The following is a 26,361-nucleotide window of genomic DNA, read 5'->3' on the forward strand; positions in this document are numbered from 1 at the left end:
CGGTCTTCCATGGAGTTCTCTCCGCGTTTCCAGGAAGGGCGCGCAGTCCCCTCCTTTACTAGGTGAGCAGCCGTGCTGCCCGCTTGGCGAAATAGGTCAGTACGCCGTCGGCGCCGGCACGCTTGAAGCACAGCAGTGATTCGAGGATCACGCCATCGGCATCCAGCCAGCCGTTCTCGAAGGCCGCCATGTGCATGGCGTACTCGCCGCTGACCTGGTAGGCGTAGGTCGGAGCCTTGAGCTCGTCCTTGACCCGGCGTACCACGTCCAGATAGGGCATGCCCGGCTTGATCATCACCATGTCGGCGCCCTCGGCCAGGTCCATGGCCACCTCATGCAGCGCCTCGTCGCCGTTGGCCGGGTCCATCTGGTAGGTGCTCTTGTCCGCCTTGCCCAGATTGGCGGCGGAGCCCACCGCGTCACGGAAGGGACCGTAGTAGCGCGAAGCATATTTGGCGCTATAGGCCATGATGCGGGTATTGACCAGCTGCTCCTGCTCCAGCACCCGGCGGATCTCGCCGATGCGGCCATCCATCATGTCCGAGGGAGCCACCACGTCGGCCCCGGCCTCGGCGTGGGAGAGCGCCTGCTTGAGCAGGGTCTCCACGGTGCGGTCATTCTGCACATAGCCCTGCTCGTCGATGATGCCGTCCTGGCCGTGGCTGGTGTAGGGATCCAACGCCACGTCGGTGATGATGCCGAGCTCGGGCAGGGCTTCCTTGAGGGCCCGCACGCTGCGCTGCACCAGGCCGTTGGCGCTGTAGGCCTCCTCGGCCAGCTCGCTCTTCAGCGAGGCATCCACCACCGGGAACAGTGCAATGGCGGGGATGCCCAGCTCGACGGCCTCGCGGGCCTCCTCGATCAGGAGGTCCAGCGACAGGCGCTCGACCCCCGGCATGGAGGGCACCGCCTCGCGCTGGCCCTCGCCCTCCAGCACGAAGACCGGCCAGATCAGGTCGGCCGGGGTCAGCACGTTCTCGCACATCAGGCGGCGCGAGAAGGCGTCCCGGCGCATGCGCCGCATGCGGGTGGCAGGGAACTGGCGTGGGGTCGTGAAGCTCAAGATCGTCTCTCCGGCTCTGGCGCCGCCGATGGTAGTCTGGCGGCCCTTGATGACAATGACGTGACAGCAGGGTGTCGGCTGTCCTCGAGTATATCAGTGTCGCATTGCGCCGAAAGTCTCGCCTTGTCGCACTCGAGGGATCGCTCTAGAGTGTGGAGCTCGATAACTGGTCCTGCCGTCGGCAGGCGAACCCTGCAAGGAGATAGGCATGAGCAAACAGGTGGCGGTGATCCTTTCGGGCTGCGGGGTCTACGATGGCTCCGAGATCTACGAGACCACCCTGACCCTGCTGCGGCTCGACCAGCTGGGCCTCGGCTATCGCTGCTTCGCACCGGATATCGCTCAGCACCACGTCATCGACCACCTCAGCGGCGAGGTCGCGGAAGGCGATTCGCGCAACGTGCTGACCGAGTCGGCGCGCCTGGCGCGTGGCGAGATCCAGCCGCTGGGCGAGCTGGAGGCGGACGACTTCGACGCGGTGATCCTGCCCGGCGGCTTCGGCGCCGCCAAGAACTTCTCCAGCTTCGCCGAGGATGGCGCCGAGATGACGGTGCTCGACGAGCTCAAGCAGGCACTGGAAGGCTTTCACGAGGCCCGCAAGCCCATCGGCATGATGTGCATCAGCCCGGTGATGGTGCCACGCCTGCTGGGCCCGGGCATTGCCGTCACCATCGGCCAGGATCCCGGCGTTTCCGGCGCCATCAGCGCCATGGGTGGCCTGCACCGCAGCTGCGGCGTGGAGGACATCGTGGTGGACTTCGAGCACCGGGTGGTGACCACACCGGCCTATATGCTCGCCACCCGCATCAGCGAGGCCGCCACCGGCATCTTCAAGCTGGTCGACCGGGTCGATGAGCTGATGGACCTCTAGCCGCGAAGCGGCTCAAGCCGGAAGCTGAAAGAGCGCCGCTTCGCGGCTGGAAGCTGCAAGAAGAACGCCCCCATGGCACTGTTATGGGGGCGTTTTCGATCAGGTTGGGCTTCAAGCTTCAAGCTTCAAGCTTCGGGCTTACGAGTCGTCTTCCGCCTCGCGCTGCTGCTTCTTGCGCCGGGCGAAGCGGCCGAAAAAGAGCCCCACCTCGTAGAGCAGGTACATGGGGACCGCCAGCAGGCTCTGGGAGATCACGTCCGGCGGCGTCAGCAGCATGCCCACCACGAAGCAGCCCAGTACCACATAGGGACGCTTCTTAGACAGGCTCTCCACCGTGGTGGCGCCGGAGGCGATCAGCAGGAAGGTGGCGATAGGGATCTCGAAGGCCACGCCGAAGGCGAAGAAGAGCTTCAGCACGAAGTTGAGGTAGGCGTTGATATCGGTCATCACCGTCACGTTCTCCGGCCCGGTCTGGGTGAAGAACTCGAACAGCAGCGGGAAGACCGCGTAGTAGGCGAAGGCCGCGCCGGCGTAGAACAGCATCACGCTGGAGGCCAGGATGGGGATGGCCAGCGCCTTCTCGTTGTCGTACAGCCCGGGGGCCACGAAGGCCCAGGCCTGGTGCAGCACGTAGGGCACGGCGATGAATACCGCCGTGACCAGGGTCAGCTTGAAGGGCGCCAGGAAGGGCGACGCCACCTCGGTGGCGATCATTTGCGAACCTTCCGGCAGCAGCGCCATCAGCGGCTGGGCCACGAAGGTATAGATGTCGTTGGCGAAGGCGTAGAGGCCGAGGAAGATCACCAGCACCGCCACCACCGCACGCAGCAGGCGCGAGCGCAGTTCGATCAGATGCTCGATCAGCGGGGCCTGGTGCTGTTCCGGGCCGTCACCGGGGTTGCTCATCGTTCAGGGGCGTCCTTGTCGACGGGGGAGGGCTCGGGCGTGGTGTCAGGCTGGATGTCAGCCCCCTCGCGGGCGCGTGACAGGGCGTCATCCAGGCGCTGCTCGGGCGTCGCCGCCGGTGCATCCTGGCGGCGACTGTCCGCATCCCGGGAGCCGCGTTCGGGCTCGGCGATACCCTCGACGCCGCGCTTCACCTGGTTGACGCTGTCGTCCAGCTTCTTCTGCTGCTCGTCGAGTTTCTGGCGCAGCTCTTCCGCTTCCAGCTGTGCGCTGATCTCGCGCTGCATGCCGGAGACGGTTCGCTTGATCTTGCCGATCCACAGGCCCAGGGTGCGTGCCGCCTTGGGCAGTCGCTCCGGGCCGAGCACCAGCAGGCCTACCACGCCGAGCAGCAGGAGTTCGAGAAAGCCGATATCGAACATGGCGGTTTACTTGCGCTCTTCTTGTTCCTCGGGCTTTCGCTCGGCCTGGACGTCGTAGGTGTTGGTCTCATCCTTGTGGTCGACGCGGGCCTGGGCCTGCGCTTCGGTTTCCTCTTCCTCGGCCTTGTCGCCCTTCTCGTCCTCGTTCATCGCCTTCTTGAAGCCCTTCACGGCGCCACCCAGATCGGTGCCGACGTTGCGCAGCTTCTTGGTGCCGAAGATCAGGATGATGATGCCGAGAACGATCAGCAGCTGCCAGATACTGATACCACCTAACATTAGCGCTTCCTCTGATTGGGGTTCCGGCTCACCCGGAACGGCCAGTGATGTTGTGTCCAGCGGACTATGGCTGGCGTGCAGCCTTCTCGTCGTGGCCGGAGATGCCGAAGCGGCGGCCCAGCTCGTCGAGCACCGCTCCATGTTCGAGGCCGAGATGCGACAGCATCACCAGGCTATGAAACCACAGGTCGGCCGTTTCGGCGATCAACGCTTGGCGTTGGGCATCGCCGCCGCCTTCTGCGTCCTTTGCCGCGAGCAGGGTCTCGGTGGCCTCCTCGCCGACCTTCTCGAGTATCTTGTTCAGGCCCTTGTGATGCAAGGCGGCGACGTAGGAGTCGGAAGGATCGGCCTCGCGGCGTTGATCCAGGACAACCTGCAGCCGCTCGAGAATATCGCTCATCGATGACGTCTCCATGAAAAGGCGAGCATGAAACTGGGTCAGTGCCAGGCCAGCAGGGCCAGGCCGATGGCCGCGGCGGCCAACGCCGGCCATGGCTGTCCGCCGGCCCACTCGGCCAGCGGCTGCCAGGCCACCGCCAGCACGACCAGTAGCAGTCCCAGGCGCAGCCGGCGGTGGCGCCGGCCCTGGTGAGCCAGATGGCGCTGGATGCCGCCGAGCGCCTCGCCCTGGTGGCGGCGCTGGCGTTTCTCCAGCTCGGCCTGGGACAGCACCTGGTGGACCAGGGAGGGCAGCTCGGGAAGCTGGTGGCTGAGCTCCGGGGCCTGGCGCTTGAGCGAGGCCCAGAAGCCCTTCACCCCGGCGCGCTCTTCCATCCAGCGCTCCAGGTAGGGCTTGGCGGTCTGCCACAGGTCCAGTTCCGGGTAGAGCTGGCGCCCCAGGCCCTCGATGTTGAGCAGGGTCTTCTGCAGCAGCACCAGCTGCGGCTGCACCTCCATGTCGAAGCGCCGCGCGGTCTGGAACAGGCCCAGCAGCACCTGGCCGAAGGAGATGTCCTTGAGCGGCTTCTCGAGGATCGGTTCGCACACGGTACGTACTGCCGCCGCGAACTCGTTGGCCCGGGTATGCTCGCCGACCCAGCCCGATTCGATATGCAGCGCCGCCACCTCGTAGTAGTCCTGATGGAAGAAGGCCAGCAGGTTGCGGGCCAGGTAGTCCTGGTCCTCGCGAGTCAGGCTGCCGACGATGCCGCAGTCGATGCCGATATACTGCGGGTCATGGGGGTGCTTGCGAGAGACGAAGATGTTGCCCGGGTGCATGTCGGCATGGAAGAAGTTGTCGCGGAACACCTGGGTGAAGAAGATCTCCACCCCACGTTCGGCGAGCTTCTTGAGGTCGGTGCCCTGGGCCCTGAGGGCGGCAAGATCGGCTACCGGCACGCCGTAGATGCGCTCCTGGACCATCACCCGGTGGCGGGTCAGCTCCCAGTGGATGGCTGGCACATAGAGGTGGCTCGAGTCCTTGAAGTTGCGCTTCAGCTGGGAGGTGTTGGCCGCCTCCTTGTGCAGGTCGAGCTCGTCGAACAGGGTGGTCTCGTAGTCGCGCACGACCTCCACCGGACGCAGGCGGCGCGCCTCGGGCACGATGGTCAACAGGCGGGCGAAGCGGTAGAGCAGGGCCATGTCCTGACGCATCACCCGTTCGATGCCGGGGCGGATGATCTTGACCACCACCTCCTCGCCGCCGTGCAGCCGGGCGCCGTGGACCTGGGCGATGGAGGCCGAGGCCAGGGGCTCGGCGTCGAAGCGCGCGAAGGCCTCGGCCACCGGCAGGCCCAGCTCCGCCTCCACCACGCCGCGGGCCTCGCTGCCGGGGAAGGGCGGCACCTGGTCCTGCAGGCGCTTGAGCTCGTCGGCCACGTCCTCGGGCAGCAGGTCGCGGCGGGTGGAGAGCACCTGGCCGAACTTGACGAAGATCGGCCCCAGCGACTCCAGCGCCAGGCGCAGGCGCTCGCCCCGGGAGCGCTCGCCGATGGGTACCAGGCGCAGCGGTGAGAGCTTGAACAGGAGACGCAGTGGCCAGGGCAGGCGCTCGTGGGGCAGCAGGGTATCGAGACGGTAGCGGGTGATCACCCACAGGATGCGCAGCAGACGCAGTAGGATCATGGCGTCACCCTGTCCGCCAGGCGCCGATGCAGGCGGGCGAGGCGCGCCTCGAGGCGGTCGGAGGCCACTTCCAGCTCGGTCAGGTGGTCACGCAGCACCTCGAGCTGGGGGCGGCCCGGCAGCAAACGGGCCTCCTCGACCAGGTATTCGGAGAGGTCGGCACAGAACTCCTCGCGGGTGCGCAGACCGAAGCGGCCCAGGCGACGCAGTCCCTCGGCCAGGCTGTGGGCGGGGATATCGCCGAGCCAGCGGGCCAGCTCGCCCTCCCAGTCCAGGTCGAGGTCGAGCAGCAGGTCGCGGGTCGCCTCCAGCAGCGGGATGCGGCCGCGAACCGCCAGCCGCCCCTGGAACATCAGCCGCTCCATCGAGGCTCCGCCCAGCAGGGCGCCGAGGGTTTCGGCGTCCAGCTCGACCACGGCATCATAGGCCGCCTCGTCGGTATCATCGGGGCGCAGCAGGTCGAGGCCGCCGCCATGGAAGTGGATGGCCAGTGCCAGCTCGGGCTGCTCGAGGCGCAGCAACAGCTGCTGGCCGGCCAGCCGGGCCAGGCGGGAAGGTGCCGCCGGGTCGCGGGCCAGCAGGGCGTTCAGGGTCCTCTCAGCGGTGGCGAGCAATAACATTATAATTTGATGCCGCGGTGCAGGGCGACGATGCCCCCGGTCATGTTGGTGTACTCGACCCGCTCCAGGCCGGCCGCCTCCATCATCCCCTTGAGCGTCTCCTGGTCGGGGTGCATGCGAATCGACTCGGCCAGGTAGCGGTAGCTGTCGGCATCGCTGGCCACCACCTGGCCGATGCGCGGCAGCAGGCGGAAGGAGTACTCATCGTAGGCCTTGGTCAGCAGGGGGTTGCCCGGCTTGGAGAACTCCAGCACCAGCAGGCGGCCACCCGGCTTGAGCACCCGGGCCATGGAGCGCAGCGCGGCATCCTTGTCGGTGACATTGCGCAGGCCGAAGGCGATGGTGATGCAATCGAAGGTGTTATCCGGGAAGGGCAGGCACTCGGCATTGGCCTGGACATACTCGACATTGCCGCCCACGCCGTGGTCGAGCAGCTTGTCACGACCGACGCGCAGCATCGACTCGTTGATATCGGCCAGTACCACACGGCCGCGGGGGCCCACCAGGCGCGAGAACTTCAGCGTCAGGTCGCCGGTGCCGCCGGCGATATCGAGCACACTGTGGCCGGGGCGCACCCCGGCGCGCTCGATGGTCAGCCGCTTCCACAGACGGTGGATGCCGAACGACATCAGGTCGTTCATGACGTCGTAGCGGGCCGCCACGGAGTGGAAGACATCGGCTACCCGGGAGGCCTTCTCCTCGAGGGGAACTTCCTGATAGCCGAAGTCGGTGGTCTGCTTGTCCCTGGAGCTGGGGTTGGCGCTCATGCGATGGGGCTCCCGAATCGCTGCATGGGAGAGGTCAAGGCCTCGGATGGGCGCCATTGTAGCCTCCCGCGGCGGCGATTGTCTTGACGCGGGTTACAGCTGCCTGATTTCTATGCCCAGCGGCTCGCGGCTGGCGCCGGCCGCTTCCAGGCGCTCCAGGTACTCGGCCCAGTTGGCCTCGCGATTGTCGATCAGCCACTTCAGGTAGTCCCAGCTGAACAGGCCGCTGTCGTGGCCGTCATCGAAGTGCAGCTTGAGGGCGTAGCGACCGGTGGGGGTGATGTCCTTGAGGCCGACGAACTTCTTGCCCACCTGCAGGGTCTCCTGGCCCTTGCCGTGGCCGCGCACCTCGGCTGAGGGAGAGAAGACTCGCAGGTATTCGATGGCGAGGCGGTAGCTCTGGCCATCGGCATAGCCGAGCTCCAGCTCGCGGGCCTGCTTGTGGTAGTGCACCTTGGTAGGAATGGGGGCTGGCATGGTTGGCGTCCGGATCTGGGCATTAGGGGACGCGGCTGACCCGGTGACAGGCCTTCGCGGAGGCGCTGTGAACCCCTCCCTGGGCGCTACCGATGCCATCCCTGGCATAGGACCTCCGCTACGGCCTGTCCCCGGCGCCGCGGGCAGCCGCTGGGGGCATACTGTGCCCCGCGGCGTGCCGCTTGGTTACAGGATATACCGCGACAGGTCCTCGTCCATCGCCAGCTCGCCGAGCTGGGAGTCGACGTAGGCGGCGTCGATCACCAGCGGGGTGCCGATGTCGCTGCCGCGGAAGGAGGCCTCTTCCAGCAGGCGCTCCATCACGGTGTGCAGGCGGCGCGCGCCGATATTCTCGGTGCCTTCGTTGACCTTCCAGGCGATCTCGGCGATGCGCTCGATGCCGTCGGTGGTGAACTCGATCTCCAGGCCCTCGGTGGCCAGCAGCGCCTGGTACTGCTTGGTCAGCGCCGCGGAGGGCTCGGTGAGGATGCGCTTGAAGTCGTCCGGGGTCAGGGCGTTGAGCTCGACACGGATCGGCAGGCGACCCTGCAGTTCCGGGATCAGGTCCGACGGCCGCGACAGGTGGAAGGCGCCGGAGGCGATGAACAGCACATGGTCGGTCTTCACCATGCCGTACTTGGTGGAGACCGTGGAGCCCTCGATCAGCGGCAGCAGGTCGCGCTGCACGCCCTCGCGGGAGACCTCCCCACCGCTGGACTGGCCACCGCCCTTGCAGACCTTGTCGATCTCGTCGAGGAAGACGATGCCGTTCTGTTCCACCGACTCGATGGCGCGAGCCTTGATCTCCTCCTCGTTGACCAGCTTGCTGGCCTCCTCGTCACGCAGCAGGGCGAAGGCGTCCTTGACCGCCACGCGGCGGGTCTCGGTCTTCTGCTTGCCCATGCCGGAGAACAGGCTCTGCAGCTGGCTGGTCATCTCCTCCATGCCCGGCGGGGTCATGATGTCGACGTTGGGTCCCTGCTGGGAGACCTCGATATCGATCTCCTTGTCGTCGAGCTGCCCCTCGCGCAGCTTCTTGCGGAAGATCTGGCGCGTGGAGCTGTCCTGGCGGGGCTCCTCCTCCTGGCCGCGCGGCGGTGGCAGCAGGGCGTCGAGGATGCGCTCCTCGGCGGCGTCAGCGGCGCGATGGCCGACCTCTTCCTTGGCCTGCTCACGGACCAGCTTGATGGCGGCCTCGGTGAGGTCGCGCACGATCGACTCCACGTCGCGGCCCACATAGCCCACCTCGGTGAACTTGGTGGCCTCGACCTTGATGAAGGGCGCGCGGGCCAGCTTGGCCAGGCGGCGGGCGATCTCGGTCTTGCCGACGCCGGTGGGGCCGATCATGAGGATGTTCTTGGGCGTCACTTCCTGGCGCAGGTCGCCCTCGAGCTGCATGCGCCGCCAGCGGTTGCGCAGGGCGATGGCCACGGCGCGCTTGGCGTCCTGCTGGCCGATGATGTACTGGTCCAGGGCGTGAACGATCTCGCGGGGGGTCATCTGGGTCATGGTATCGGCCTTAGCCCGCCTTGGCAGGCAGCTCCTCGAGGGTGACATTGTGATTGGTGAACACGCAGATATCGCCGGCGATCGCCAGTGACTTCTCGGTGATCTCGCGGGCCCCGAGGTCGGTGTTCTCGAGCAGGGCGCGGGCCGCGGCCAGGGCGTAGTTGCCGCCGGAGCCGATGGCGATGATGCCGCCCTCGGGCTCCAGCACATCGCCGTTGCCGGTGATGATCAGGGAGGCGTCCTTGTTGGCCACGGCGAGCAGCGCCTCCAGGCGGCGCAGGGCGCGGTCGGTGCGCCACTCCTTGGCCAGCTCCACGGCGGCCTTGACCAGGTTACCCTGGTACTTCTCCAGCTGCGCCTCGAAGCGCTCGAAGAGGGTGAATGCGTCGGCGGTACCGCCGGCGAAGCCGGCCAGCACCTCGCCGCGATAGAGGCGGCGTACCTTGCTGGCGTTGCCCTTCATCACGGTATTGCCCAGCGATACCTGGCCGTCGCCGGCCAGCGCCACCTGGTCACCGCGGCGCACGGATACGATCGTGGTCATGGAGGAGACTCCTTGGGGGAGCGGATGAACGGCTCCCGATGACTTTCGACGCCCAGCCGGGCGTCGTGACGAATCTGTCTGGAGGGAGTAGGTGCGGGCGCGCCGCCCGGAATTCAAGCGGCCGCGCGTGTCACTGCGGGAGGCGGGCTCAGTTGTTGAGCTGGATGAGCAGCGGCTCGATGCCCTGGGTGACCATCAGGTCCTGGGCCCGGGACAGCTCGCGGCGGTCCTCGTAGGGACCCACCTGCACTCGGTGCCAGGTCTCGCCGCCCCCCGCCTTCACTTCGCTGACCTGGGCCAGCAGTCCGAAGTCGCGCAGGCGGCTGCGCAGCTGCTGCGCATCGCCGGCCGCGCGGAAGGAGGCGGCCTGCAGCATGTAGCGCTGACCCGAGGCGCTGGTGGCGGCCTGTTGCCGGGCGGGGTCGCTGGTCTGGCGATCGCTGGCCAGGTTGGCGGCGATCACCTCGGCGATGGGGTCGTCGGCAGGCGCCGAATCGTCGGTAGCCGTCTCTTCCGCCGGGGGCGGCGGGGTCGCCGTGGAGGCGGGCATCTCGCCACCCGGCGCGATCACTTCGGATTCCGGCAGCAGGGTGTAGAACTCGAAGGTGGGCATCGGCGGCTCGCTGGGCTCCGCCGCTGCCTCGGGCTCGGCCTCCGGCGGCGCGCTGCGCGGCAGCACCGTGGCCAGCGGCGAGTCCTCGACCTGCCAGGGCGCCACCCCGTGCTGGTGCTGGGAGAGCAGGAAGCCGGCCACCAGGCCGGCCAGGCCCCATACCCAGCCGGGCAGGCGCCATTCGCGGCGCGCATTGCGGGCGGGTTGGCGTCGGCTGTTGGTGGCGCCGCGCTTCCTGGGGGGCTGCTTGCGAGTCGCCATGAGTTACATTTCCTCCGGGGCGCCGACTCCCATCAGCTCCAGGCCATTGCGCAGCACCTGGCGCGTGGCCAGGCCCAGCGCCAGGCGGGCGTTGCGCAGGTCGTCGTCTTCGACCATCACCTTCACCGCGTTGTAGCAGGTGTGGAAGTCGGCGGCCAGGTCGAGCAGGTACTGGGCGATCTGCTGGGGCTCGCGGGCGGCCGCGGCGTGCTCCACCGTCTCGGGGAAGCGTGCCAGGCGGTTCAGCAGCGCCTTCTCCTGGTCCTCTTCCAGGCGACCCAGGCTGGCCATGGCCAGGGCGTGATCGAAGGGCTGGCCGTCACTGCGGGCCTTCCGCTCGACGCTGCATACCCGGGCGTGGGCGTACTGCACGTAGTAGACCGGGTTGTCGTTGGACTGCGAGCGCGCCAGGTCGATGTCGAAGGTGAGCTGGGAGTCTGCCCGACGCGCGGCCAGGAAGAAGCGCGTGGCGTCGCGGCCCACCTCGTCGATCAGGTCGCGCACGGTGACGTAGCTGCCGGCGCGCTTGGAGAGCTTCACCTCGACCCCGGAGCGGGTGACCATCACCATCTGGTGCAGCACATAGTCGGGCCAGCCCTTCGGAATGCCGGCCTCCAGGGCCTGCAGGCCGGCGCGCACCCGGGTCACGGTGGAGTGGTGGTCGGCGCCCTGCTCGTTGATCACCGTGGTGAAGCCGCGTTGCCACTTGTCGAGGTGGTAGGCGACGTCGGGCAGGAAGTAGGTGTATTGCCCGTCGGACTTGCGCATCACCCGGTCCTTGTCGTCCCCGAAGTCGGTGGTGCGCAACCACAGGGCGCCGTCCTGTTCATAGGTGTGGCCCTTCTCGATCAGGCGCTCGACGGTCGCCTCCACCTTGCCGTCGCGGTAGAGCGAGGACTCCAGGAAGTAGACGTCGAACTGCACGCCGAAGGCCTTGAGGTCGAGGTCCTGCTCGCGGCGCAGGTAGGCCACGGCGAACTCCTGGATCGCTGCCAGGTCGTCCGGGTCACCGCTGGCGGTGACATGGCGGTCGTCGGCATGGACGGTCTCGCCATCGAGGTAGGCATTGGCCACGTCGATGATGTAGCCGCCACGATAGCCATCCGCCGGCCAGCCGGCGTCCTCGGGGTCGAGTCCCTTGGCCCGGGCCTGCACCGAGAGTGCCAGGTTGCTGATCTGGGCGCCGGCATCGTTGTAGTAGAACTCGCGGGTCACGTCGAAGCCGGTCGCTTCCAGCAGGCGACAGATGCAGTCGCCGATGGCCGCGCCGCGGCCGTGGCCGACGTGCAAGGGGCCGGTGGGGTTGGCGGAGACGAACTCCACCTGCACCTTCTGGCCCTGGCCGGCGAGGCTGCGCCCGTAGGCGTCGCCGGCGTCGAGCACCTGACGGACCACCTGGGCGGCGGCGTCGGTGGCGGCGAAGAAGTTGACGAAGCCGGGGCCGGCGATCTCCACCTTCTGTACCGCCTCGCTCTCGGGCAGCGCGCCGATCAGCGCCTCGGCCAGCTCGCGGGGCTTGCGACCGGCGGGCTTGGCCAGCATCAGCGCCAGGTTGGTGGCGTAGTCGCCGTGGGCCTTGTCCTTTGTCGGGTCGACCTTGATGGTCGGGGCGAGGTCGGCGGGCAGCACGCCCTGCTGCCGGAGGGAGTCGAGGGCGTCCTCGAGCAGCGCAACGATGGTCTCTTTCATGGGGCGTCGGATGTCCTGTGGCGTCGGGCCGAGCGGCCGATGAACCGGCGGTGAAGAGGCACTCGGCCCGGCGTGGGCATGGAAACGGAGCCCTGAGCGGGCATGGCCGGCCATTATCGGCAATTGTGGGGCGGCTTTAAAGGGCGGGGGTCAGCTAAGCGTCTGCGGGTCGATATCCAGCGACCAGCGCACCCGGCGCGCCTCGGGGGTGGCCTCCAGCCAGGCGGTGAGCCAGGCGCTGGCCTCATGCAGGGCGCTGCGCTTATCGGCACTCAGCATCAGCTGCAGGTGGTAGCGGCCCTGGCGTCGCTCCATGGGCGCCGGCACCGGGCCCAGGCAGTCCACCGCAAGCTCACGCTCGGCCAGCCAGCCGCGCAGGGCGGTGGCGGCACGTCGGCCCAGCTCGCTGGCTGCCTCCTCCCTGGCGCTCTCCAGGCGCAGCAGGGCGAGGAAGCGGAAGGGCGGCAGGGCGGCGGCTCGACGCTCCTCCAGCAGCTGGTCGGCCAGGGCGGCATAGCCGCGTTCGGCCAGCAGGCGCAGGTGCGGGTCATCGGGGTGCATCGTCTGCACCAGCACCCGCCCGGGATGGGCGGCGCGGCCGGCACGGCCGGCCACCTGCACCAGCAGCTGCGCACCCTGCTCCAGGGCGCGGAAGTCGCTGGCATAGAGGCCGGCGTCGGCGTTGACCACCACCACCAGGGTGACATGGGGCAGGTGGTGCCCCTTGGCCAGCATCTGGGTGCCCACCAGCAGGCAGGGATCGCCGCGGCGCACCTCGGCCAGTGCGTTCTCGAAGGCGTCGCGACGGCGGGTGCTGTCACGGTCGATGCGGTGCACCGGCACCTTGGGGAAGCGTCCGGCAAGGGTCTCCTCGGTGCGCTCGGTGCCGCTGCCCAGGGGGCGCAGGTCGATGCTGCCGCATTCGGGACAGCTCTCCGGCAGGGCGCGGCGGCGATCGCAGTGGTGGCAGGCGAGCAGCGGCGGCTGGCGGTGCAGGGTCATGCGGGCGTCGCAGGCGTCGCACTCGGCCAGCCAGCCGCAGGCGTGACAGGCCAGCGTCGGGGCAAACCCGCGGCGATTGATGAACACCAGTACCTGGTGGCCGGCCTTGAGTGTCTCCGCAATCGCCTCCAGCGCCGGCGGCGCCAGGCCGCCCAGGCGGGGCCGCCCGCGCAGGTCGAGCAGTTCCAGGCCGGCGGGGGCGTGGCGGGTGGCGCGGCGGGTCAGCGGCAGGTGACGCCAGTCGCCACGCCGCGCCCGGGCCAGGCTCTCCAGCGAGGGCGTGGCGCTGCCCAGCAGCAGCGGGATGCCGTGGTGATGGGCGCGGGCCACGGCGAGGTCCCGGGCGTGGTAGCGCAGTCCGTCCTGTTGCTTGTAGGAACTGTCGTGCTCCTCGTCGACGATGATCGCCCCGGGGCGGGCCAGGGGGGTGAAGATCGCCGAACGTGTGCCAATGACGATGGGAGCCCGACCGCTGGCGGCTGCCTCCCAGGCATCCAGGCGCTCGTGATCGGTGAGCCCCGAGTGCAGTGCCACCACCGGCACCCGGAAGCGCTTACGGAAGCGTGCCAGGGTTTGCGGAGTCAGGCCGATCTCCGGCACCAGCACCAGCGCCTGGCGTCCGCGGCCCACCACCGCCTCGATCAACTGCAGGTAGACCTCGGTCTTGCCGCTGCCGGTGACCCCTTCCAGCAGGCAGGGGTGATAGGCATCGAGCCGTTCGTGCAGCGCCGAGAGGGCATGGGCCTGCTCGCGGTTGAGCGGCAGCGCCGGGTCGGCCAGCAGGTGGTCGGCATCGGGCTGGGGGGCGGCGGCAAGTGGCTCCTCGTGGCGCTCGACGAGCCCCTTGGCGGTCAGCGCCTTGAGCTGGTCACGGCTGAAGGACTGGGCGAGGATCGCCTGGCTGGCCAGGCCATGGGGGTGCTGGCGCAGCATCTCCAGCAGCGCCGCCTGGCGCGGAGCGCGGGGCAGGGCGTCGCTGCCGGCGGCATGCCCCGCGGCGGTGAGGGCCCAGCGCTCCCGGGTGCGGGCGGCAAGCGCACGGCCCTGGCGCAGCAGCACCGGCAGCGCCTGGTGCAGGGTGTCGCCCAAGGGGTGCTGGTAGTAGCGTGCGGTGAAGCGGCATAGCCACAGCCAGTCTTCCGGCAGCGGGGTGTCGTCCAGGCAGGCCAGCACCGGCTTGAGGTCGGATAGCGGCAGCTCGCCCCGGTCGCGGCACTCCACCACGATACCGACCACCTCGCGGCGTCCGAAGGACACCCTGACGCGCAGGCCCGGTTGCCAGCCACAAGCGGGTGCCTCGCGGGCCGGGCGATAGTCGAAGAGGCGGTGCAGCGGCGAGGGGATGGCGACGCGCAGCACGCGTGGCGCGGGCGATTCGGGCAATTGGCCTCCGGCGACGGGTCTGGTAGAATATTGCGCTCCCCGGCGCCTGGTCGGCGTTTCGGGGGGTCCGGTGAGTTCCCATGATGGCTCGGCAACCGACAGCGCGTTGCGAGCCGGTGACAGACAACCGTATGCGGTGCCTGGCAACGGATCAGGTGGCGGCATACAGCGCAACGAGGCTCAAGATGAAACAAGGTATCCACCCCGAATACAAGGCGATCAAGGCGACCTGCTCCTGCGGTGCTGCTTTCGAGGTCGGCTCCACTGCCGGTCACGACCTGGAGCTGGACGTCTGCTCCCAGTGTCACCCCTTCTATACTGGCAAGCAGAAGCAGGCGACCACCGGTGGTCGCGTCGAGCGCTTCAACAAGCGCTTCGGCGCCGCGCTCAAGCGCTGATCGCGTTGCGGCACTACGCCGTGCGTGCCAAGAACCCGCCCACTGGGCGGGTTCTTGCGTATCTGGCCTGAACAATATCGACAATGGCGCCCAATGAGCGCCAATCGGCCATCACGCATGGTGCTGTAAAGATATGGAAACTTTTTCTATACTCTGGATCACGACTTTACCCAAGCGGACACAAGCATGACTGACGCAAGACAGGCAGCGCTGGACTATCACGCCAAGCCCATTCCCGGGAAGCTCTCCATCGAGCTGACCAAGCCTACCGCCACCGCCAGGGATCTTGCCCTGGCCTACAGCCCCGGCGTGGCCGAGCCGGTACGCGAGATCGCTCGCGACCCCGAGAACGCCTATCGCTACACCGGCAAGGGCAACCTGGTAGCGGTGATCTCCGATGGCACCGCCATCCTCGGCCTGGGCAACCTGGGGCCGCTGGCCAGTAAGCCGGTCATGGAAGGCAAGGGTGTCCTGTTCAAGCGCTTCGCCGGCATCAACTCCGTGGATATCGAGGTCAACGCCGAGAGCCCCCAGGCCTTCATCGATACCGTGGCGCGCATTGCCGATACCTGGGGTGGCATCAACCTCGAGGACATCAAGGCCCCCGAGTGCTTCGAGATCGAGCAGGCGCTCATCGAGCAGTGCAGCATCCCGGTGTTCCACGACGACCAGCACGGCACCGCCATCGTCACCACGGCAGGCACGCTCAACGCCCTGTCCATCGCCGGGAAGTCGGTCGAGGAGGCCAAGATCGTCTGCCTGGGCGCCGGTTCTGCCGCCATCGCCTGCATGAAGCTGCTGGTCAGCTGCGGCGCGCGTGCCGAGAATATCTACATGCTTGACCGCAAGGGGGTGATCCACACTGGGCGTGAGGATCTCAACCAGTACAAGGCGATGTTCGCCGTGGAGACCGACAAGCGTACCCTGGGCGACGCCATCGAGGGTGCCGACGTGTTCCTGGGCCTGTCCGGTCCCAACCTGCTCTCACCCGAGCAGCTCAAGAAGATGGCACCCAACCCGGTGGTGTTTGCCTGCTCCAACCCGGACCCGGAGATTCACCCGGAGCTCGCTCGCGAGACCCGCGATGATGTGATCATGGCAACCGGGCGTTCGGACTACCCCAACCAGGTCAACAACGTGCTGTGCTTCCCGTTCATCTTCCGCGGCGCCCTGGACGTGCGTGCCACGCGCATCAACGAGGAGATGAAGGTGGCCGCGGTGCACGCCCTCAAGGATCTGGCTCGGGAGCCGGTGCCCAGCGAGGTGCTCGAGGCCTACGAGATGGAGAGCATGAGCTTCGGTCGCGAGTACATCATTCCCACTCCGGTCGATGTGCGCCTGCTGGACCGCGTGGCCTCCGCGGTGGCCCAGGCCGCCGTGGACTCCGGCGTGGCGCGCAAGCCCTACCCCTCTCACTATCCGCTCAAGACCGTCGACGACGTCTACGGCGGCTGACGCAGCGTGAGCAAGCCGGATAGCGCGAGATAGAACGAGATCGGGGCCCAGCTGGGCCCCGATCTCGTTGTTGTGGTACTGCCTCCTTGGCGGGTCGCCCGCCTAGAAGATCGCCTCGTAGGTGCCGGTGCCCTGGGAGCCGCTGCGCTGTTCCACCTCGCGCTCCACGCGGCGCGGCTGGGTGCCGGGCAGGTGGTCGGGATGGAAGATCTCGCTGATGCCCCCGCTCGACAGGCGCCTGCCGGTATCGGGGTCGATCTGGGCGGTGACCAGCTCTGCCGGCGGTTCGGGCATCGCCGGGGGCTGTCCCTCCAGGGCCTCCCCCATGAAGGTCATCCAGATCGGCAGGGCGGCGCTGGCGCCGTACTCGGCGGTGGTGGTGTTGTCATCCTTGCCCAGCCAGACCGTGGCCACCAGGTTGCTGTTGAAGCCGGCGAACCAGGTATCGCGCTGGCCGTTGGTGGTACCGGTCTTGCCGACGATATCCTCGCGGCCCAGCTCCAGGGCGCGGCGCCCGGTGCCGTTCTCGATCACGTCGCGCAGCATGTCGCGCAGGATATAGAGGTTGATGGGGTCCACCACCCGGGCGGCGACCGGATAGCTCCTGCCATCGATCGTCACCTGCTCCTGCCCCGGGGAGCAGTTGCGGCAGGCAACGGCGGGGCTGGCCTCTTCCAGGGTCGTCTCGCCCTTGGCGACACGCTCGACGAACCAGGGGGTGACCTTGAAGCCGCCGTTGGCCAGCACCGCATAGGCGTTGGTCATCTCCAATGGCGTCAGGCTGGCGCTGCCCAGTGCCAGGGAGAGGCCGTTGGGCAGGCGCGCCTCCTCGAACCCGAAGCCCTCGAGGAAGCCGATGGTCTCGTTCAGGCCCACCTCGCGCAGCACGCGGATGGTGACCAGGTTGCGCGAGCGTGCCAGGGCGTTGCGCAGGCGCATGGGGCCCAGGAAGTCGCCACTGGAGTTGACCGGGCGCCACAGCTCGTTGCTGCCGTCGTTGATCACCACTGGGGCATCATTGACCACGCTGGCGGCGGTCATCGTGCCGCTCTCGAGTGCCGCCAGATAGATGAAGGGCTTGAAGATCGAGCCCGACTGACGCTGGGCCTGAACGGCGCGGTTGAACTTGCTGGCGTTGAAGTCGAAGCCGCCCTGCAGGGCGAGGATGGCACCGGTCTCGGGGTGCATCACCACCAGCGAGCCTTCGGCGTCGGGGCGCTGGGCCAGGCGCAGGCTGCCGTCCTCGCGCTCCATCACGCGCACCAGGTCGCCGCGGCCGGCGATTTCGGCCGCCGAGCCGGGCTCCGGACCGCGGTACTGGGCGTTGCGGAACTCGCGGGCCCAGGAGAGGCCGTCCCACTCGATGGTACGCAGCTCGCCGTCGCGCAGCAGTACGCGCATCTGGCGCCCTTCGCTTTCCACCACGATGGCCGGGTAGAGCAGGCCGTAGCGCGGGGTGCGCTCGAGTACCTGGACCCAGTTGCTGACGTCGCCGTCGATGCCCTCGACCCGGGTCTCGCTGCGCTCGGCGGCGCGCCGCGCGGTCTCCAGCACCTCGGGGGATTCGTCGAGCTCCTCCTCGAGGCCACTGCGCTCGGTGCGATCCTGCGCCTCGGCGAGGCTCTGGGGCACCTCCTCCTCCTCCGGGCCACGCCAGCCGTGGCGGGTGTCATAGTCGATCAGGCCGCGGGCCAGGGCACGACGCGCCATGGGCTGGAGCTCGCTGTCCAGGGTGGTGGTGATGTTGTAGCCCCCGGTATAGGCCTCGCTCTCGCCGAAACGGTCCACGGCATACTGGCGGGCCATCTCGGCGACATAGTCGGCATCCACCTCGGCCTGGGCCACGTGGCGCTCGGCGGTGATCGGCGCCTGCACGGCCTCGTCGTAGGTAGCCTGGTCGATATACCCCAGATCGCGCATGCGGAACAGGATCCAGTTACGGCGGATCAGCGCACGCTCCGGGTTGGTCAGCGGGTTGAAGCTGGAGGGCGCCTTGGGCAGGCCGGCGATCATCGCCTTCTCGGCCAGGGTCAGCTCATCCAGCGGACGGTCGTAGTAGATCTCGGCGGCGGCGGCGATGCCGTAGGCGCGATGGCCGAGGAAGATCTTGTTGACGTAGAGCTCGAGGATCTCCTCCTTGCTGAGCACCTGCTCCATCTGTAGGGCCAGCAGGATCTCGCGGATCTTGCGGGTAAAGGTGCGGTCCAGGGTCAGCAGGTAGTTGCGCGCCACCTGCATGGTGATGGTGGAGCCACCGGACTGGATCTCGCCGCCGCTGGCGACCAGCTCGCCGGCCGCGCGCATCAGCCCCATGGGGTCGACGCCGCGATGTTCAAAGAATCTGTCATCCTCGGCGGCCAGCAGCGCCTGGATGAACTCCTCGGGGATCTCGGCATGATCGATCGGCAGGCGACGCTCCTCGCCGTACTCCCCGATCAGCTTGCCGTCGCGGGTATAGATGCGCAACGGTGAGTGCAGCTCGAAGTCCTGGAGCTGGTGCACGTCGGGCAGCCCGGGAGCGAAATAGAGGGCGGCGCCCACCACGCCGAGCCCGGCCGCGGCGATCAGCGAGACGGTGAGCCAGGCCAGGGAGAAGAGCAGGGTTCTGATAAACGTCATGAAGTGGCGGTGTCCATGCAGGGAACTGGAGCGGTTGTGAAGCGATGACGAGAGATCCGGTTGCGCGGCCATTATAGGAAGCCGGGGCGGGGGTCACCAGCGTTGACGGTGCAAGCCCAAGGTTTACCGTGTGACCATTGGCAAGATCATGTAACCTCATGCTACAGGATGGGAACAACAATCGAGACCTGCCGCCATGCGCGAGGCAGGCACCATGACAAGGCGGGCAAGCCGCACGACACAGCAGGGGCAGGACCGAGATGCGATTGATGGCATCCAGCAAGGGACTGATCGGCGTCGACATCACTTCGGCCACGGTCAAGCTTGTGGAACTTCGGCGAGCTGGCGCCACTTATCAGGTGGAGAGCTATGCCGTCAGGCCGCTGCGCGAAGGCGCGGTGGTCGAGCGGCGCATCCAGGATATGGGCGAGGTTGTCGACGCCCTTACCCGAGCCGTTCAGCAGGCCAAGCCGCACACCCGCAAGGCGGTGGTGTCGGTGCCCGCCAGCGCGGCGATCACCAAGACCCTCACGCTGCCGGCGTCGCTCAGCGACGACGAGATCGAATCGCGCATCCAGCTCGATTCAGACAAGCACATTCCCTTTCCGTTCAGTGAGGTCGCCTTCGACTTCCAGCGCCTGGGGCTCAATGCCCGCTATGCCGACCAGCAGGACGTGCTTCTGGTGGCCTGTCGGCAGCAGGACGTCAGCCAGCTGACCGATGCCGTGATGCAGTCCGGCCTGACGCCGGCGGCGGTGGATGTCGAGACCTTCGCCATGGAGCGTGCCTTCACCGAGGTGCGCCACCAGCTGCCGGCGCTCGGCGGCGAGGAGGACTGCGTGGCGCTGGTTGACATCGGTGCCACCATGAATACCTTCCATGTGCTGCGTCAGGGGCGCGTAGTCTACAGCCGCGATACCGTGTTCGGCGGCCGGCAGCTCACCGAAGAGATCCGCAATCGCTACGGCCTGAGCTATGACGAGGCGGGCCTGGCCAAGAAACGTGGCGGCCTGCCGGATGACTACCAGCGCAGTGTCCTCGACCCCTTCCTCGACACCCTGGTCCAGCAGGTGGGGCGCTCGCTTCAGCTTTACTACACCGCCGGACGCAAGCAGGAGGTGCGTCACATGGTGCTGGCCGGTGGCTCCAGCGTGCTTCCGGGCCTGGCCGAGCGGCTGGCCCAGGAGAGCGGCCTGGAGGTCTCCATCGCCAACCCCCTGGCGCGCATGAAGGTCAACAACCGCATCGACGTGCAGACCCTCTCCGGCGACGCGCCGGCGATGCTCACGGCCTGCGGACTGGCAATGAGGGCGCGTCCATGACCATCGAGATCAACCTCCTGCCCTGGCGTGAGGAGCAGCGTGTCCGGCGCAGCAAACGTTTCTATGTGGCCTTGGGACTGGCGGCGCTGCTGGGCCTCGGCGGCGGCTACGGCATGACCTGGTACTACGAACAGGAGGCCGAGGCCCAGCGCCAGCGCAACGCCCATATCGAGGCTCAGAGCCGCCAGCTTGACTCCGCCATTCGCGAGATCAGCGAGCTCGAGCAGATCCGCGAGCAGATGCTCGAGCAGGTGCGGGTCTTTACCGAGCTGCAGAACGGGCGCACCCAGACGGTACACGTGATGAGCGACCTCACCACCAGCCTCGAGGAGGGGGTGCACTACACCCAGCTCAATCGCCAGGGCGACAGCCTGCGCCTCTCCGGCCGGGCTGAAGATAATGGCCAGGTCTCCGACCAGTTGCGTCAATTGGCGGCGGCGGCCTCCTTCACCGAGCCGGTGCTCTCCGAGGTGGAGGCCGAGGGAGGCGGGGAGCGCAGAAGCTTTAGCCTCAGCATGAGTCAGCGCATGCCCGAAGCGCCCGCGGAGGCACCGCAAGGCGGGACCGAGGAGGAGGGGTCATGAGTCTCAATGCCGAGATGCGTCGCCTGCGTGATCTGGATTGGCGCGAACTGGATATCAAGGAGGCCGGGATCTGGCCCTGGTCACTGCAGCTGCTGCTCTGCCTGGTGCTGCTGGGCGTGACCTTCTTCGCCATGCACTGGTACCTGGCCGGTCCCGCCAAGGAACAGCTCGATCAGGTCAGGGCAGAAGAGCCGCGGCTGATCCGCGACTACCGCAGCAAGGCGGCCCAGGCCGCCAACCTCGAGGCCATGCGCGAGCAGATGGGCGTGCTCGAGGCACGCATGGACACGCTGCGCGAGATGCTGCCCAGCGGTGCCGAGATTCCGGCGCTGATCGACGACATCACCGAGACCGCCCTCGACAACCAGCTGACCATCGATTACATCCGTCTGCGCGGCACCGCGGCGCGGGAGCACTACGTCGAGCAGCCCTTCGATATCCAGGTGCGTGGCGACTATCACCGCATCGCGGCCTTCCTGGCTGGCGTGGCCGGGCTGCCGCGCATCGTCACCCTGCATGACATGACCCTGGCGCCGGAAGGCGGTGATGGTCAGAACCTGCGCCTCTCCATGCTGGCGCGCACCTACAGCTACCGCCAGCGCGAGGAGGGTGGCTCATGATGGTCTGGCAGAAATCGCTCCTTGTCGTGGCCGGCCTGGCGGTGATCGCCGGCTGTGCCGACCCACAGCTGACCAGCCTCGATCGCGACCTGGCCGATATCCGCAGCAACCCCGGTCCGACGCCCAACGTCGAGCTGCCGGAGATACCCGATTATGAGCCAGTGCCCTACGATGAGGCCGACCTGCGCAGCCCCTTCGTGCCGCGGCTGCCCGAGGCGGAGCAGCAGGCTCAGGGTTCCGTGGAGCTGGCGCCCGACCTGACCCGCCCGCGGGAGACGCTGGAGGCCTACAAGCTCAGTGAGCTGCGGCTGGTGGGTACCCTCACCGAGAGCGGTCAGCCCTCGGCACTGGTGCGCGCTCCGGACGGCCAGGTCCATCGGCTGCGGGTGGGCAACCATATGGGCAGCGACTTCGGCCGCATCGTCAGCATCACCTCGTCAACGGTGCAGCTGATCGAGGTAGTGCCGACCGGGCGCGGCGGCTGGGTCGAGCGCACCACGCGCCTCGAGCTCAATAGCCAGGGTGGCGCCTGATAGACAGCCGGCAGAAGCAGGAACGATCAGCGGCCAGCGGCCGAATAAACAGGCAAACAAGCTAATAAGCGAACAGCACAGCAAGCCTACCGCCGTTCCCGGGGAGCGGCGTCAAGCGGGGGGAAGGGAACCATGCGATCACTCATCATCAAGCGTGCCGTGGCATTGCTCGCCATGCTGGCGGTGTCGGGAACTGCCCTGGCGGCCTCGACGCTCGAAGGCCTCGACTTTCGGCAGGGTGCCAGCGGCGAGCTCGAGGTCGATCTCGACTTCGCTGGACCGGTGCCCGAGGTGCGCGGCTACCGTATCGATGATCCGGCACGGCTGACCATCGACCTGATGGAGACCGACAACCGCCTCGATCGCCGCAGCTACTCCCTGGGCATCGGCGGCGTGCAGCAGGTCACCGCCCTGGAAGCCGGCTCGCGTACCCGCCTGGTCTTCGACCTCGAGGGGCCGCTGCCCTACAACACTCGCGAGCAGGGCGACCGCCTGCGCCTGGCCATCGGCGGTGGCGCCGCCGATACCGGCGTGGCCGCTCGTGCCGCCAGCCCTTCCACCACCCCGACGGCCACCACCACGACAGCCGCCGCGTCGCCAGAGCCGGCGCCGCGCCAGCCGGTCAGCAGCGGCCCCAGCGTCGAGGATATCGACTTCCGCCGCGGCAGCGACGGTGCCGGTCGACTGGTGGTCACCTTCGATCGCGCCGGCGTCGACGCCCGGGTGAACGAGAGTGGCCGCAACCGCATCACCGCCGAGCTGATGGACGTCGATCTGCCCACCTCGCTGGACCAGGTCTACGATGTCAGCGACTTCGGCACCCCACTGCAGCGGATCACCCCGCGCGTGGGTCGCAACGGCGTGACCCTCGACATCCAGGGCAGCGGCGACTATGCCATGGTCTCCACCCAGAGCGGCCGCCAGCTGACCATCGAGGCCCAGCCGGTGACGCGCCAGGAGCAGGAGCAGCGTGTCCGCGAGCAGTTCCCCTATACCGGCGAGCGCATCACCCTGAACTTCCAGGATATCGAGGTGCGTTCGGTGCTGGCGATCATCGCCGACTTTACCGGCCTCAACCTGGTGGCCAGCGACAGCGTGCAGGGTCGCGTGACCCTGAACCTCGAGGATGTGCCCTGGGACCAGGCGCTGGACCTGGTGCTCAAGAGCCACGGCCTCTCCAGCCGGCAGGACGGTAATGTCATCGTGGTTGCCCCCGCCGCCGAGCTGGCCCAGCGGGAACAGCTCGAGCTGCAGACCCGCGAGCAGCTCGAGACCCTGGCACCGCTGGAGACCGAATATATTCAGGTCAAGTACGCCAAGGCGAATGATATCGCCGCCCTGCTGCGTGGCGGCGGCCAGGCAGGCTTCGGCCTGCTGACCGAGCGCGGCAAGGTGGCGGTGGACCCGCGCACCAATACCCTGCTGATCCAGGATACCGCCGACCAGATCGATAGCATCATGGATACCCTGGAGCGCCTCGACGTGGCGGTGCGCCAGGTGCAGATCGAGGCGCGTATCGTAATCGCCAGCGATACTGCCTCGCGTGAGCTGGGAGTGAATTGGGGGGTAAGCTCAAATTCATCCTATACCCTTAATGACGGTACAAATTTCGATGGCGATCAATTAAACAACAGTTTTCCTTTTTACGAATCTGATAACAGGAATGCTGGAAATCTTAATAAAGCAACGGGTGGCCTCGCTGTTGACCTAGGCGCTGCGAACCCAGTGACGACCTTCGGTATAGGCTATCTGTCAGGTGATGTTTTATTAGACTTAGAGCTCAGGGCGTTAGAGAGTGATGGCAAGAGCTATACCATCTCCCAGCCCCGGGTCATCACCGCCAACCAGAGCACCGCGGTGATCAAGCAGGGCCAGGAGCGTGCCTATCGCGAGGCGGCGGCCAGTGGTGCCTCGGCGGTGGACTTCAAGGAGGCAGTGCTCTCCCTGGAAGTGACGCCCCAGATCACCCCGGACAATCGCATCATCATGGATGTGGCGATCACCAATGACACCTTCGGAGAATTCAATCCCGGCGAGGAGCCCCCGATCAACAAGAACGAGATCGAGACCCAGGTGCTGGTGGACAACGGTGAGACCGTGGTGCTGGGCGGCATTCTTCAGTCCGAGGAGATCCGTAGCATGGTTAAGACGCCCTTCCTGGGAGATATCCCGGTGCTCGGCAACCTGTTCCGCTATACCCAACAGAGCGACGAGAAGGTAGAGTTGCTGGTATTCATTACCCCACGAATCCTGGACGACGGTGTGGCCCTTCGCTGATGCTGGCACTACCCAACCTGATATTGATCGGCCCCATGGGGGCCGGCAAGAGCACCATCGGCCGCCTCCTGGCGGCCGAACTTTCTCGCGACTTCCTGGATACCGATCATGAGATCCAGGCGCGCTGCGGCGCCGATATCCCGTGGATCTTCGACGTCGAGGGCGAGGCGGGTTTCCGCGACCGCGAGACCCAGATGATCGACGAGCTGACCCAGCGCGAGGGCGTGGTGATCGCCACCGGCGGCGGCGCCGTGCTGCGCGCGGAGAATCGCCGCATGCTGCGCGAGAGGGGGACCGTCATCTATCTCTTCACCACCGTGGAGCAGCAGCTCAAGCGCACCGCCAAGGACCGCAACCGGCCGCTGCTGCAGCGCCCCGACAAGGAGGCGGTACTGCGTGAGATGTTCGGCGTGCGTGACCCGCTCTACCGTGCCACCGCCGACCTCACGGTGCGCACCGATCGCCGCGGCCCGCGCTCGGTGGTCAACGATATCGTCCGCCGCGTGACGCGGCTGGTCGACCCCCTGCAAGCCAAGGCCTGAACCATGACCCAGACCCTCACCGGCCCGCACACCCTCGAGGTGGCGCTGGGCGACCGCAGCTACCCCATCCATATCGGCCCCGGCCTGCTCGGCGAGCCCGGCGGCCTGGCCCCCTGGCTGGCCGGCCGCCAGGTGATGATCGTCACCAACGAGACGGTGGCGACGCTCTACCTCGAGCGCTGCCGCAAGGCCCTGCCGGACGACCTGGAACTGTGTGAGCTGGTGCTGCCCGACGGCGAGGCCACCAAGAACCTCGAGCATGTCTCGCGCATCTGGGATGCCCTGCTCGAGGCTGGCTTCAACCGCCGCTGCACCCTGGTGGCCCTGGGTGGCGGTGTGATCGGCGACATGGTGGGCTTCGCCGCGGCCTGCTACCAGCGTGGGGTGGCCTTCATCCAGGTGCCCACCACCCTGCTGGCCCAGGTGGACTCCTCGGTGGGCGGCAAGACCGGGGTCAACCATCCGCTGGGCAAGAACATGATCGGCGCCTTCTGGCAGCCCCGGGCGGTGCTGATCGACACCGATACCCTGGCCACACTGCCGCCCCGTGAGCTCTCGGCCGGTCTGGCCGAGGTGATCAAGTACGGCCTGATTCGCGATGCCGACTTCCTCGCCTGGCTGGAGCAGGCACTGCCCGCGCTGCGCGACCTGGCACCCGCGGCCCTGGCTCATGCCATCCAGCGCAGCTGTGCGCTCAAGGCGGAGATCGTCGCCGAGGATGAGACCGAGCAGGGCGTGCGTGCGCTGCTCAACCTGGGCCACACCTTCGGCCACGCCATCGAGGCGCATCAGGGCTATGGCAACTGGCTGCATGGCGAGGCGGTGGGCACCGGCATGCTGATGGCCGCCGAGCTCTCGGCGCGCCTGGGCTGGCTCACCACGGATGACGTCGAGCGGGTACGGGCCATCCTGCGGGCCGCGGGCCTGCCGCTGGAGGCCCCGGCCGAGATGGGTGTCGACGATTTCCTGTCGCGCATGCGCCTCGACAAGAAGAACGTCGACAGCCGCCTGCGCCTGGTGCTGCTGCCCGCCCTGGGCGATGCCTGCGTGGATGACGCCACGCCCGAGGTGACCCTGGCGACGCTGCTGGAGCAGTTCCCCCGCGGCTGAGCCAGCCTCCTTCCCCTCACCCTGTTCTTTCCTGATCAATGTCACGCCCGCGCCATCCCGGTGCGGGCGTTGCTCGTCTATGCTGCGGTGAGCGGCGCCGAAAGCCGACAGGAATCGATCGATTGGAATAGCTTATGCGCTATCGGCATGGGGAAATCCGCCATTATCAGACTAAAGTCTAGTGCTTTCCCTCATTCGTTAAACCTGCGTTTATGGTGATTGCAAGTCGTTGACTGGCGGGATTTTTTGTCCTGGGGGTTAGTTGGCAACTGTCGGATTTATCGACGTTTTTACGGAAGGGTGGGCGCGATCCCGTTGCGCTGCAGCGCGGCCGCTGGCTATGCTGGTCGCTCTTTTGCCATGCAGGCCGGCGCGGGGATTGCGCCATCTCGATGAAATAAAAAACCGTTAAAGATATCACGAGATACCTG

At 67.3% G+C, this 26,361-nt stretch carries 25 protein-coding genes; 10 read left to right on the forward strand and 15 right to left on the reverse strand.

Annotated elements, in window-relative coordinates; all coding sequences use genetic code 11:
- Positions 1-58: 58 nt before the first annotated feature.
- A complete protein-coding gene (gene hemB, locus GRB96_RS01210; protein WP_161430076.1) occupies positions 59-1,063 on the reverse strand; it encodes a porphobilinogen synthase in 1,005 nt (334 codons plus the stop codon).
- A gap of 208 nt (positions 1,064-1,271) precedes the next feature.
- Between hemB and elbB the strand changes: the two genes are divergently transcribed.
- Positions 1,272-1,934, forward strand: coding sequence for an isoprenoid biosynthesis glyoxalase ElbB (gene elbB, locus GRB96_RS01215; RefSeq protein ID WP_161430077.1), 663 nt, complete (start codon positions 1,272-1,274; stop codon positions 1,932-1,934).
- A 138-nt stretch (positions 1,935-2,072) separates the two neighbouring features.
- Here elbB and tatC read toward each other — a convergent pair whose 3' ends face one another.
- The 13 genes from tatC to GRB96_RS01280 form a co-directional block, all read right to left on the reverse strand.
- Positions 2,073-2,840: a twin-arginine translocase subunit TatC gene (gene tatC / locus GRB96_RS01220; RefSeq protein WP_161430078.1), complete on the reverse strand. Its 768-nt coding sequence runs from the start codon at positions 2,838-2,840 to the stop codon at positions 2,073-2,075.
- Positions 2,837-3,262 carry a Sec-independent protein translocase protein TatB gene (gene tatB, locus GRB96_RS01225; protein WP_161430079.1) on the reverse strand — a complete coding sequence of 142 codons (426 nt, stop codon included), beginning with the start codon at positions 3,260-3,262 and terminating at the stop codon, positions 2,837-2,839. Before tatB ends, tatC begins: the two co-directional genes overlap by 4 nt.
- Positions 3,263-3,268: 6 nt before the next feature.
- Positions 3,269-3,541: a Sec-independent protein translocase subunit TatA gene (gene tatA / locus GRB96_RS01230; RefSeq protein ID WP_161430080.1), complete on the reverse strand. Its 273-nt coding sequence runs from the start codon at positions 3,539-3,541 to the stop codon at positions 3,269-3,271.
- Positions 3,542-3,605: 64 nt separating this feature from the next.
- The gene (locus GRB96_RS01235) at positions 3,606-3,941 is read right to left on the reverse strand and encodes a phosphoribosyl-ATP diphosphatase (RefSeq protein WP_161430081.1); all 336 of its coding nucleotides are present in this window, start codon (positions 3,939-3,941) and stop codon (positions 3,606-3,608) included.
- A gap of 38 nt (positions 3,942-3,979) precedes the next feature.
- Positions 3,980-5,602: a ubiquinone biosynthesis regulatory protein kinase UbiB gene (gene ubiB / locus GRB96_RS01240; RefSeq protein WP_161432957.1), complete on the reverse strand. Its 1,623-nt coding sequence runs from the start codon at positions 5,600-5,602 to the stop codon at positions 3,980-3,982.
- Positions 5,602-6,225 (reverse strand): ubiquinone biosynthesis accessory factor UbiJ, encoded by a 624-nt coding sequence (locus GRB96_RS01245; RefSeq protein WP_161430082.1) that lies wholly within the window; start codon positions 6,223-6,225, stop codon positions 5,602-5,604. Before GRB96_RS01245 ends, ubiB begins: the two co-directional genes overlap by 1 nt.
- The gene (gene ubiE / locus GRB96_RS01250; RefSeq protein ID WP_161430083.1) at positions 6,225-6,992 is read right to left on the reverse strand and encodes a bifunctional demethylmenaquinone methyltransferase/2-methoxy-6-polyprenyl-1,4-benzoquinol methylase UbiE; all 768 of its coding nucleotides are present in this window, start codon (positions 6,990-6,992) and stop codon (positions 6,225-6,227) included. The genes GRB96_RS01245 and ubiE overlap by 1 nt, the downstream gene beginning before the upstream one ends.
- 93 nt (positions 6,993-7,085) lie before the next feature.
- The gene (locus tag GRB96_RS01255; protein WP_161430084.1) at positions 7,086-7,469 is read right to left on the reverse strand and encodes a gamma-butyrobetaine hydroxylase family protein; all 384 of its coding nucleotides are present in this window, start codon (positions 7,467-7,469) and stop codon (positions 7,086-7,088) included.
- Between the two features lie 186 nt (positions 7,470-7,655).
- Positions 7,656-8,978: an ATP-dependent protease ATPase subunit HslU gene (gene hslU, locus GRB96_RS01260; RefSeq protein ID WP_161430085.1), complete on the reverse strand. Its 1,323-nt coding sequence runs from the start codon at positions 8,976-8,978 to the stop codon at positions 7,656-7,658.
- Positions 8,979-8,988: 10 nt separating this feature from the next.
- Positions 8,989-9,522, reverse strand: a complete 534-nt coding sequence (gene hslV / locus GRB96_RS01265) for an ATP-dependent protease subunit HslV (protein ID WP_161430086.1) — start codon at positions 9,520-9,522, stop codon at positions 8,989-8,991.
- 148 nt (positions 9,523-9,670) lie between these two features.
- Complete coding sequence (locus GRB96_RS01270; RefSeq protein ID WP_161430087.1) at positions 9,671-10,396, reverse strand: SPOR domain-containing protein; 726 nt, start codon at positions 10,394-10,396, stop codon at positions 9,671-9,673.
- Positions 10,397-10,399: 3 nt separating this feature from the next.
- Positions 10,400-12,085: an arginine--tRNA ligase gene (argS, locus tag GRB96_RS01275; RefSeq protein WP_161430088.1), complete on the reverse strand. Its 1,686-nt coding sequence runs from the start codon at positions 12,083-12,085 to the stop codon at positions 10,400-10,402.
- Positions 12,086-12,235: 150 nt separating this feature from the next.
- The gene (locus GRB96_RS01280; protein WP_205743463.1) at positions 12,236-14,470 is read right to left on the reverse strand and encodes a primosomal protein N'; all 2,235 of its coding nucleotides are present in this window, start codon (positions 14,468-14,470) and stop codon (positions 12,236-12,238) included.
- A 185-nt stretch (positions 14,471-14,655) separates the two neighbouring features.
- Here GRB96_RS01280 and rpmE point away from each other — a divergent pair, with 185 nt between their 5' ends.
- Entirely contained in the window at positions 14,656-14,868 is a 213-nt protein-coding gene (rpmE, locus tag GRB96_RS01285; RefSeq protein ID WP_161430090.1) for a 50S ribosomal protein L31, read from the forward strand.
- Between the two features lie 186 nt (positions 14,869-15,054).
- Entirely contained in the window at positions 15,055-16,323 is a 1,269-nt protein-coding gene (locus GRB96_RS01290) for a malic enzyme-like NAD(P)-binding protein (protein WP_161430091.1), read from the forward strand.
- Between the two features lie 102 nt (positions 16,324-16,425).
- Here GRB96_RS01290 and GRB96_RS01295 read toward each other — a convergent pair whose 3' ends face one another.
- A complete protein-coding gene (locus GRB96_RS01295; protein WP_161430092.1) occupies positions 16,426-18,942 on the reverse strand; it encodes a penicillin-binding protein 1A in 2,517 nt (838 codons plus the stop codon).
- 260 nt (positions 18,943-19,202) lie between these two features.
- Here GRB96_RS01295 and GRB96_RS01300 point away from each other — a divergent pair, with 260 nt between their 5' ends.
- The 7 genes from GRB96_RS01300 (at position 19,203) to aroB (ending at position 25,930) form a co-directional block, all read left to right on the forward strand.
- Positions 19,203-20,264 carry a pilus assembly protein PilM gene (locus tag GRB96_RS01300; protein WP_161430093.1) on the forward strand — a complete coding sequence of 354 codons (1,062 nt, stop codon included), beginning with the start codon at positions 19,203-19,205 and terminating at the stop codon, positions 20,262-20,264.
- Complete coding sequence (locus GRB96_RS01305) at positions 20,261-20,848, forward strand: PilN domain-containing protein (protein WP_161430094.1); 588 nt, start codon at positions 20,261-20,263, stop codon at positions 20,846-20,848. The genes GRB96_RS01300 and GRB96_RS01305 overlap by 4 nt, the downstream gene beginning before the upstream one ends.
- Positions 20,845-21,468, forward strand: coding sequence for a type IV pilus inner membrane component PilO (locus tag GRB96_RS01310; protein WP_161430095.1), 624 nt, complete (start codon positions 20,845-20,847; stop codon positions 21,466-21,468). The genes GRB96_RS01305 and GRB96_RS01310 overlap by 4 nt, the downstream gene beginning before the upstream one ends.
- Positions 21,465-22,001: a pilus assembly protein PilP gene (locus tag GRB96_RS01315; RefSeq protein ID WP_240894110.1), complete on the forward strand. Its 537-nt coding sequence runs from the start codon at positions 21,465-21,467 to the stop codon at positions 21,999-22,001. The genes GRB96_RS01310 and GRB96_RS01315 overlap by 4 nt, the downstream gene beginning before the upstream one ends.
- Before the next feature lie 132 nt (positions 22,002-22,133).
- Entirely contained in the window at positions 22,134-24,278 is a 2,145-nt protein-coding gene (locus GRB96_RS01320) for a type IV pilus secretin PilQ (RefSeq protein ID WP_161430096.1), read from the forward strand.
- Positions 24,278-24,820, forward strand: coding sequence for a shikimate kinase AroK (aroK, locus tag GRB96_RS01325; protein WP_161430097.1), 543 nt, complete (start codon positions 24,278-24,280; stop codon positions 24,818-24,820). The genes GRB96_RS01320 and aroK overlap by 1 nt, the downstream gene beginning before the upstream one ends.
- A 3-nt stretch (positions 24,821-24,823) precedes the next feature.
- The gene (gene aroB / locus GRB96_RS01330) at positions 24,824-25,930 is read left to right on the forward strand and encodes a 3-dehydroquinate synthase (protein WP_161430098.1); all 1,107 of its coding nucleotides are present in this window, start codon (positions 24,824-24,826) and stop codon (positions 25,928-25,930) included.
- The last annotated feature ends 431 nt before the right edge of the window (positions 25,931-26,361 follow it).

Source organism: Halomonas alimentaria, from assembly GCF_009902005.1.
GTDB classification, from domain to species: Bacteria; Pseudomonadota; Gammaproteobacteria; order Pseudomonadales; family Halomonadaceae; genus Halomonas; species Halomonas alimentaria.

Bases quoted from the DNA above. Each gene is read 5' to 3' on its own strand.
- elbB (WP_161430077.1), top strand. From the start codon at position 1,272: ATGAGCAAACAGGTGGCGGTGATCCTTTCGGGCTGCGGGGTCTACGAT.
- tatC (WP_161430078.1), bottom strand. From the start codon at position 2,840: ATGAGCAACCCCGGTGACGGCCCGGAACAGCACCAGGCCCCGCTGATC.
- tatB (WP_161430079.1), bottom strand. From the start codon at position 3,262: ATGTTCGATATCGGCTTTCTCGAACTCCTGCTGCTCGGCGTGGTAGGC.
- tatA (WP_161430080.1), bottom strand. From the start codon at position 3,541: ATGTTAGGTGGTATCAGTATCTGGCAGCTGCTGATCGTTCTCGGCATC.
- GRB96_RS01235 (WP_161430081.1), bottom strand. From the start codon at position 3,941: ATGAGCGATATTCTCGAGCGGCTGCAGGTTGTCCTGGATCAACGCCGC.
- GRB96_RS01245 (WP_161430082.1), bottom strand. From the start codon at position 6,225: ATGTTATTGCTCGCCACCGCTGAGAGGACCCTGAACGCCCTGCTGGCC.
- ubiE (WP_161430083.1), bottom strand. From the start codon at position 6,992: ATGAGCGCCAACCCCAGCTCCAGGGACAAGCAGACCACCGACTTCGGC.
- GRB96_RS01255 (WP_161430084.1), bottom strand. From the start codon at position 7,469: ATGCCAGCCCCCATTCCTACCAAGGTGCACTACCACAAGCAGGCCCGC.
- hslU (WP_161430085.1), bottom strand. From the start codon at position 8,978: ATGACCCAGATGACCCCCCGCGAGATCGTTCACGCCCTGGACCAGTAC.
- hslV (WP_161430086.1), bottom strand. From the start codon at position 9,522: ATGACCACGATCGTATCCGTGCGCCGCGGTGACCAGGTGGCGCTGGCC.
- GRB96_RS01270 (WP_161430087.1), bottom strand. From the start codon at position 10,396: ATGGCGACTCGCAAGCAGCCCCCCAGGAAGCGCGGCGCCACCAACAGC.
- argS (WP_161430088.1), bottom strand. From the start codon at position 12,085: ATGAAAGAGACCATCGTTGCGCTGCTCGAGGACGCCCTCGACTCCCTC.
- rpmE (WP_161430090.1), top strand. From the start codon at position 14,656: ATGAAACAAGGTATCCACCCCGAATACAAGGCGATCAAGGCGACCTGC.
- GRB96_RS01290 (WP_161430091.1), top strand. From the start codon at position 15,055: ATGACTGACGCAAGACAGGCAGCGCTGGACTATCACGCCAAGCCCATT.
- GRB96_RS01295 (WP_161430092.1), bottom strand. From the start codon at position 18,942: ATGACGTTTATCAGAACCCTGCTCTTCTCCCTGGCCTGGCTCACCGTC.
- GRB96_RS01300 (WP_161430093.1), top strand. From the start codon at position 19,203: ATGCGATTGATGGCATCCAGCAAGGGACTGATCGGCGTCGACATCACT.
- GRB96_RS01305 (WP_161430094.1), top strand. From the start codon at position 20,261: ATGACCATCGAGATCAACCTCCTGCCCTGGCGTGAGGAGCAGCGTGTC.
- GRB96_RS01310 (WP_161430095.1), top strand. From the start codon at position 20,845: ATGAGTCTCAATGCCGAGATGCGTCGCCTGCGTGATCTGGATTGGCGC.
- GRB96_RS01315 (WP_240894110.1), top strand. From the start codon at position 21,465: ATGATGGTCTGGCAGAAATCGCTCCTTGTCGTGGCCGGCCTGGCGGTG.
- GRB96_RS01320 (WP_161430096.1), top strand. From the start codon at position 22,134: ATGCGATCACTCATCATCAAGCGTGCCGTGGCATTGCTCGCCATGCTG.
- aroK (WP_161430097.1), top strand. From the start codon at position 24,278: ATGCTGGCACTACCCAACCTGATATTGATCGGCCCCATGGGGGCCGGC.
- aroB (WP_161430098.1), top strand. From the start codon at position 24,824: ATGACCCAGACCCTCACCGGCCCGCACACCCTCGAGGTGGCGCTGGGC.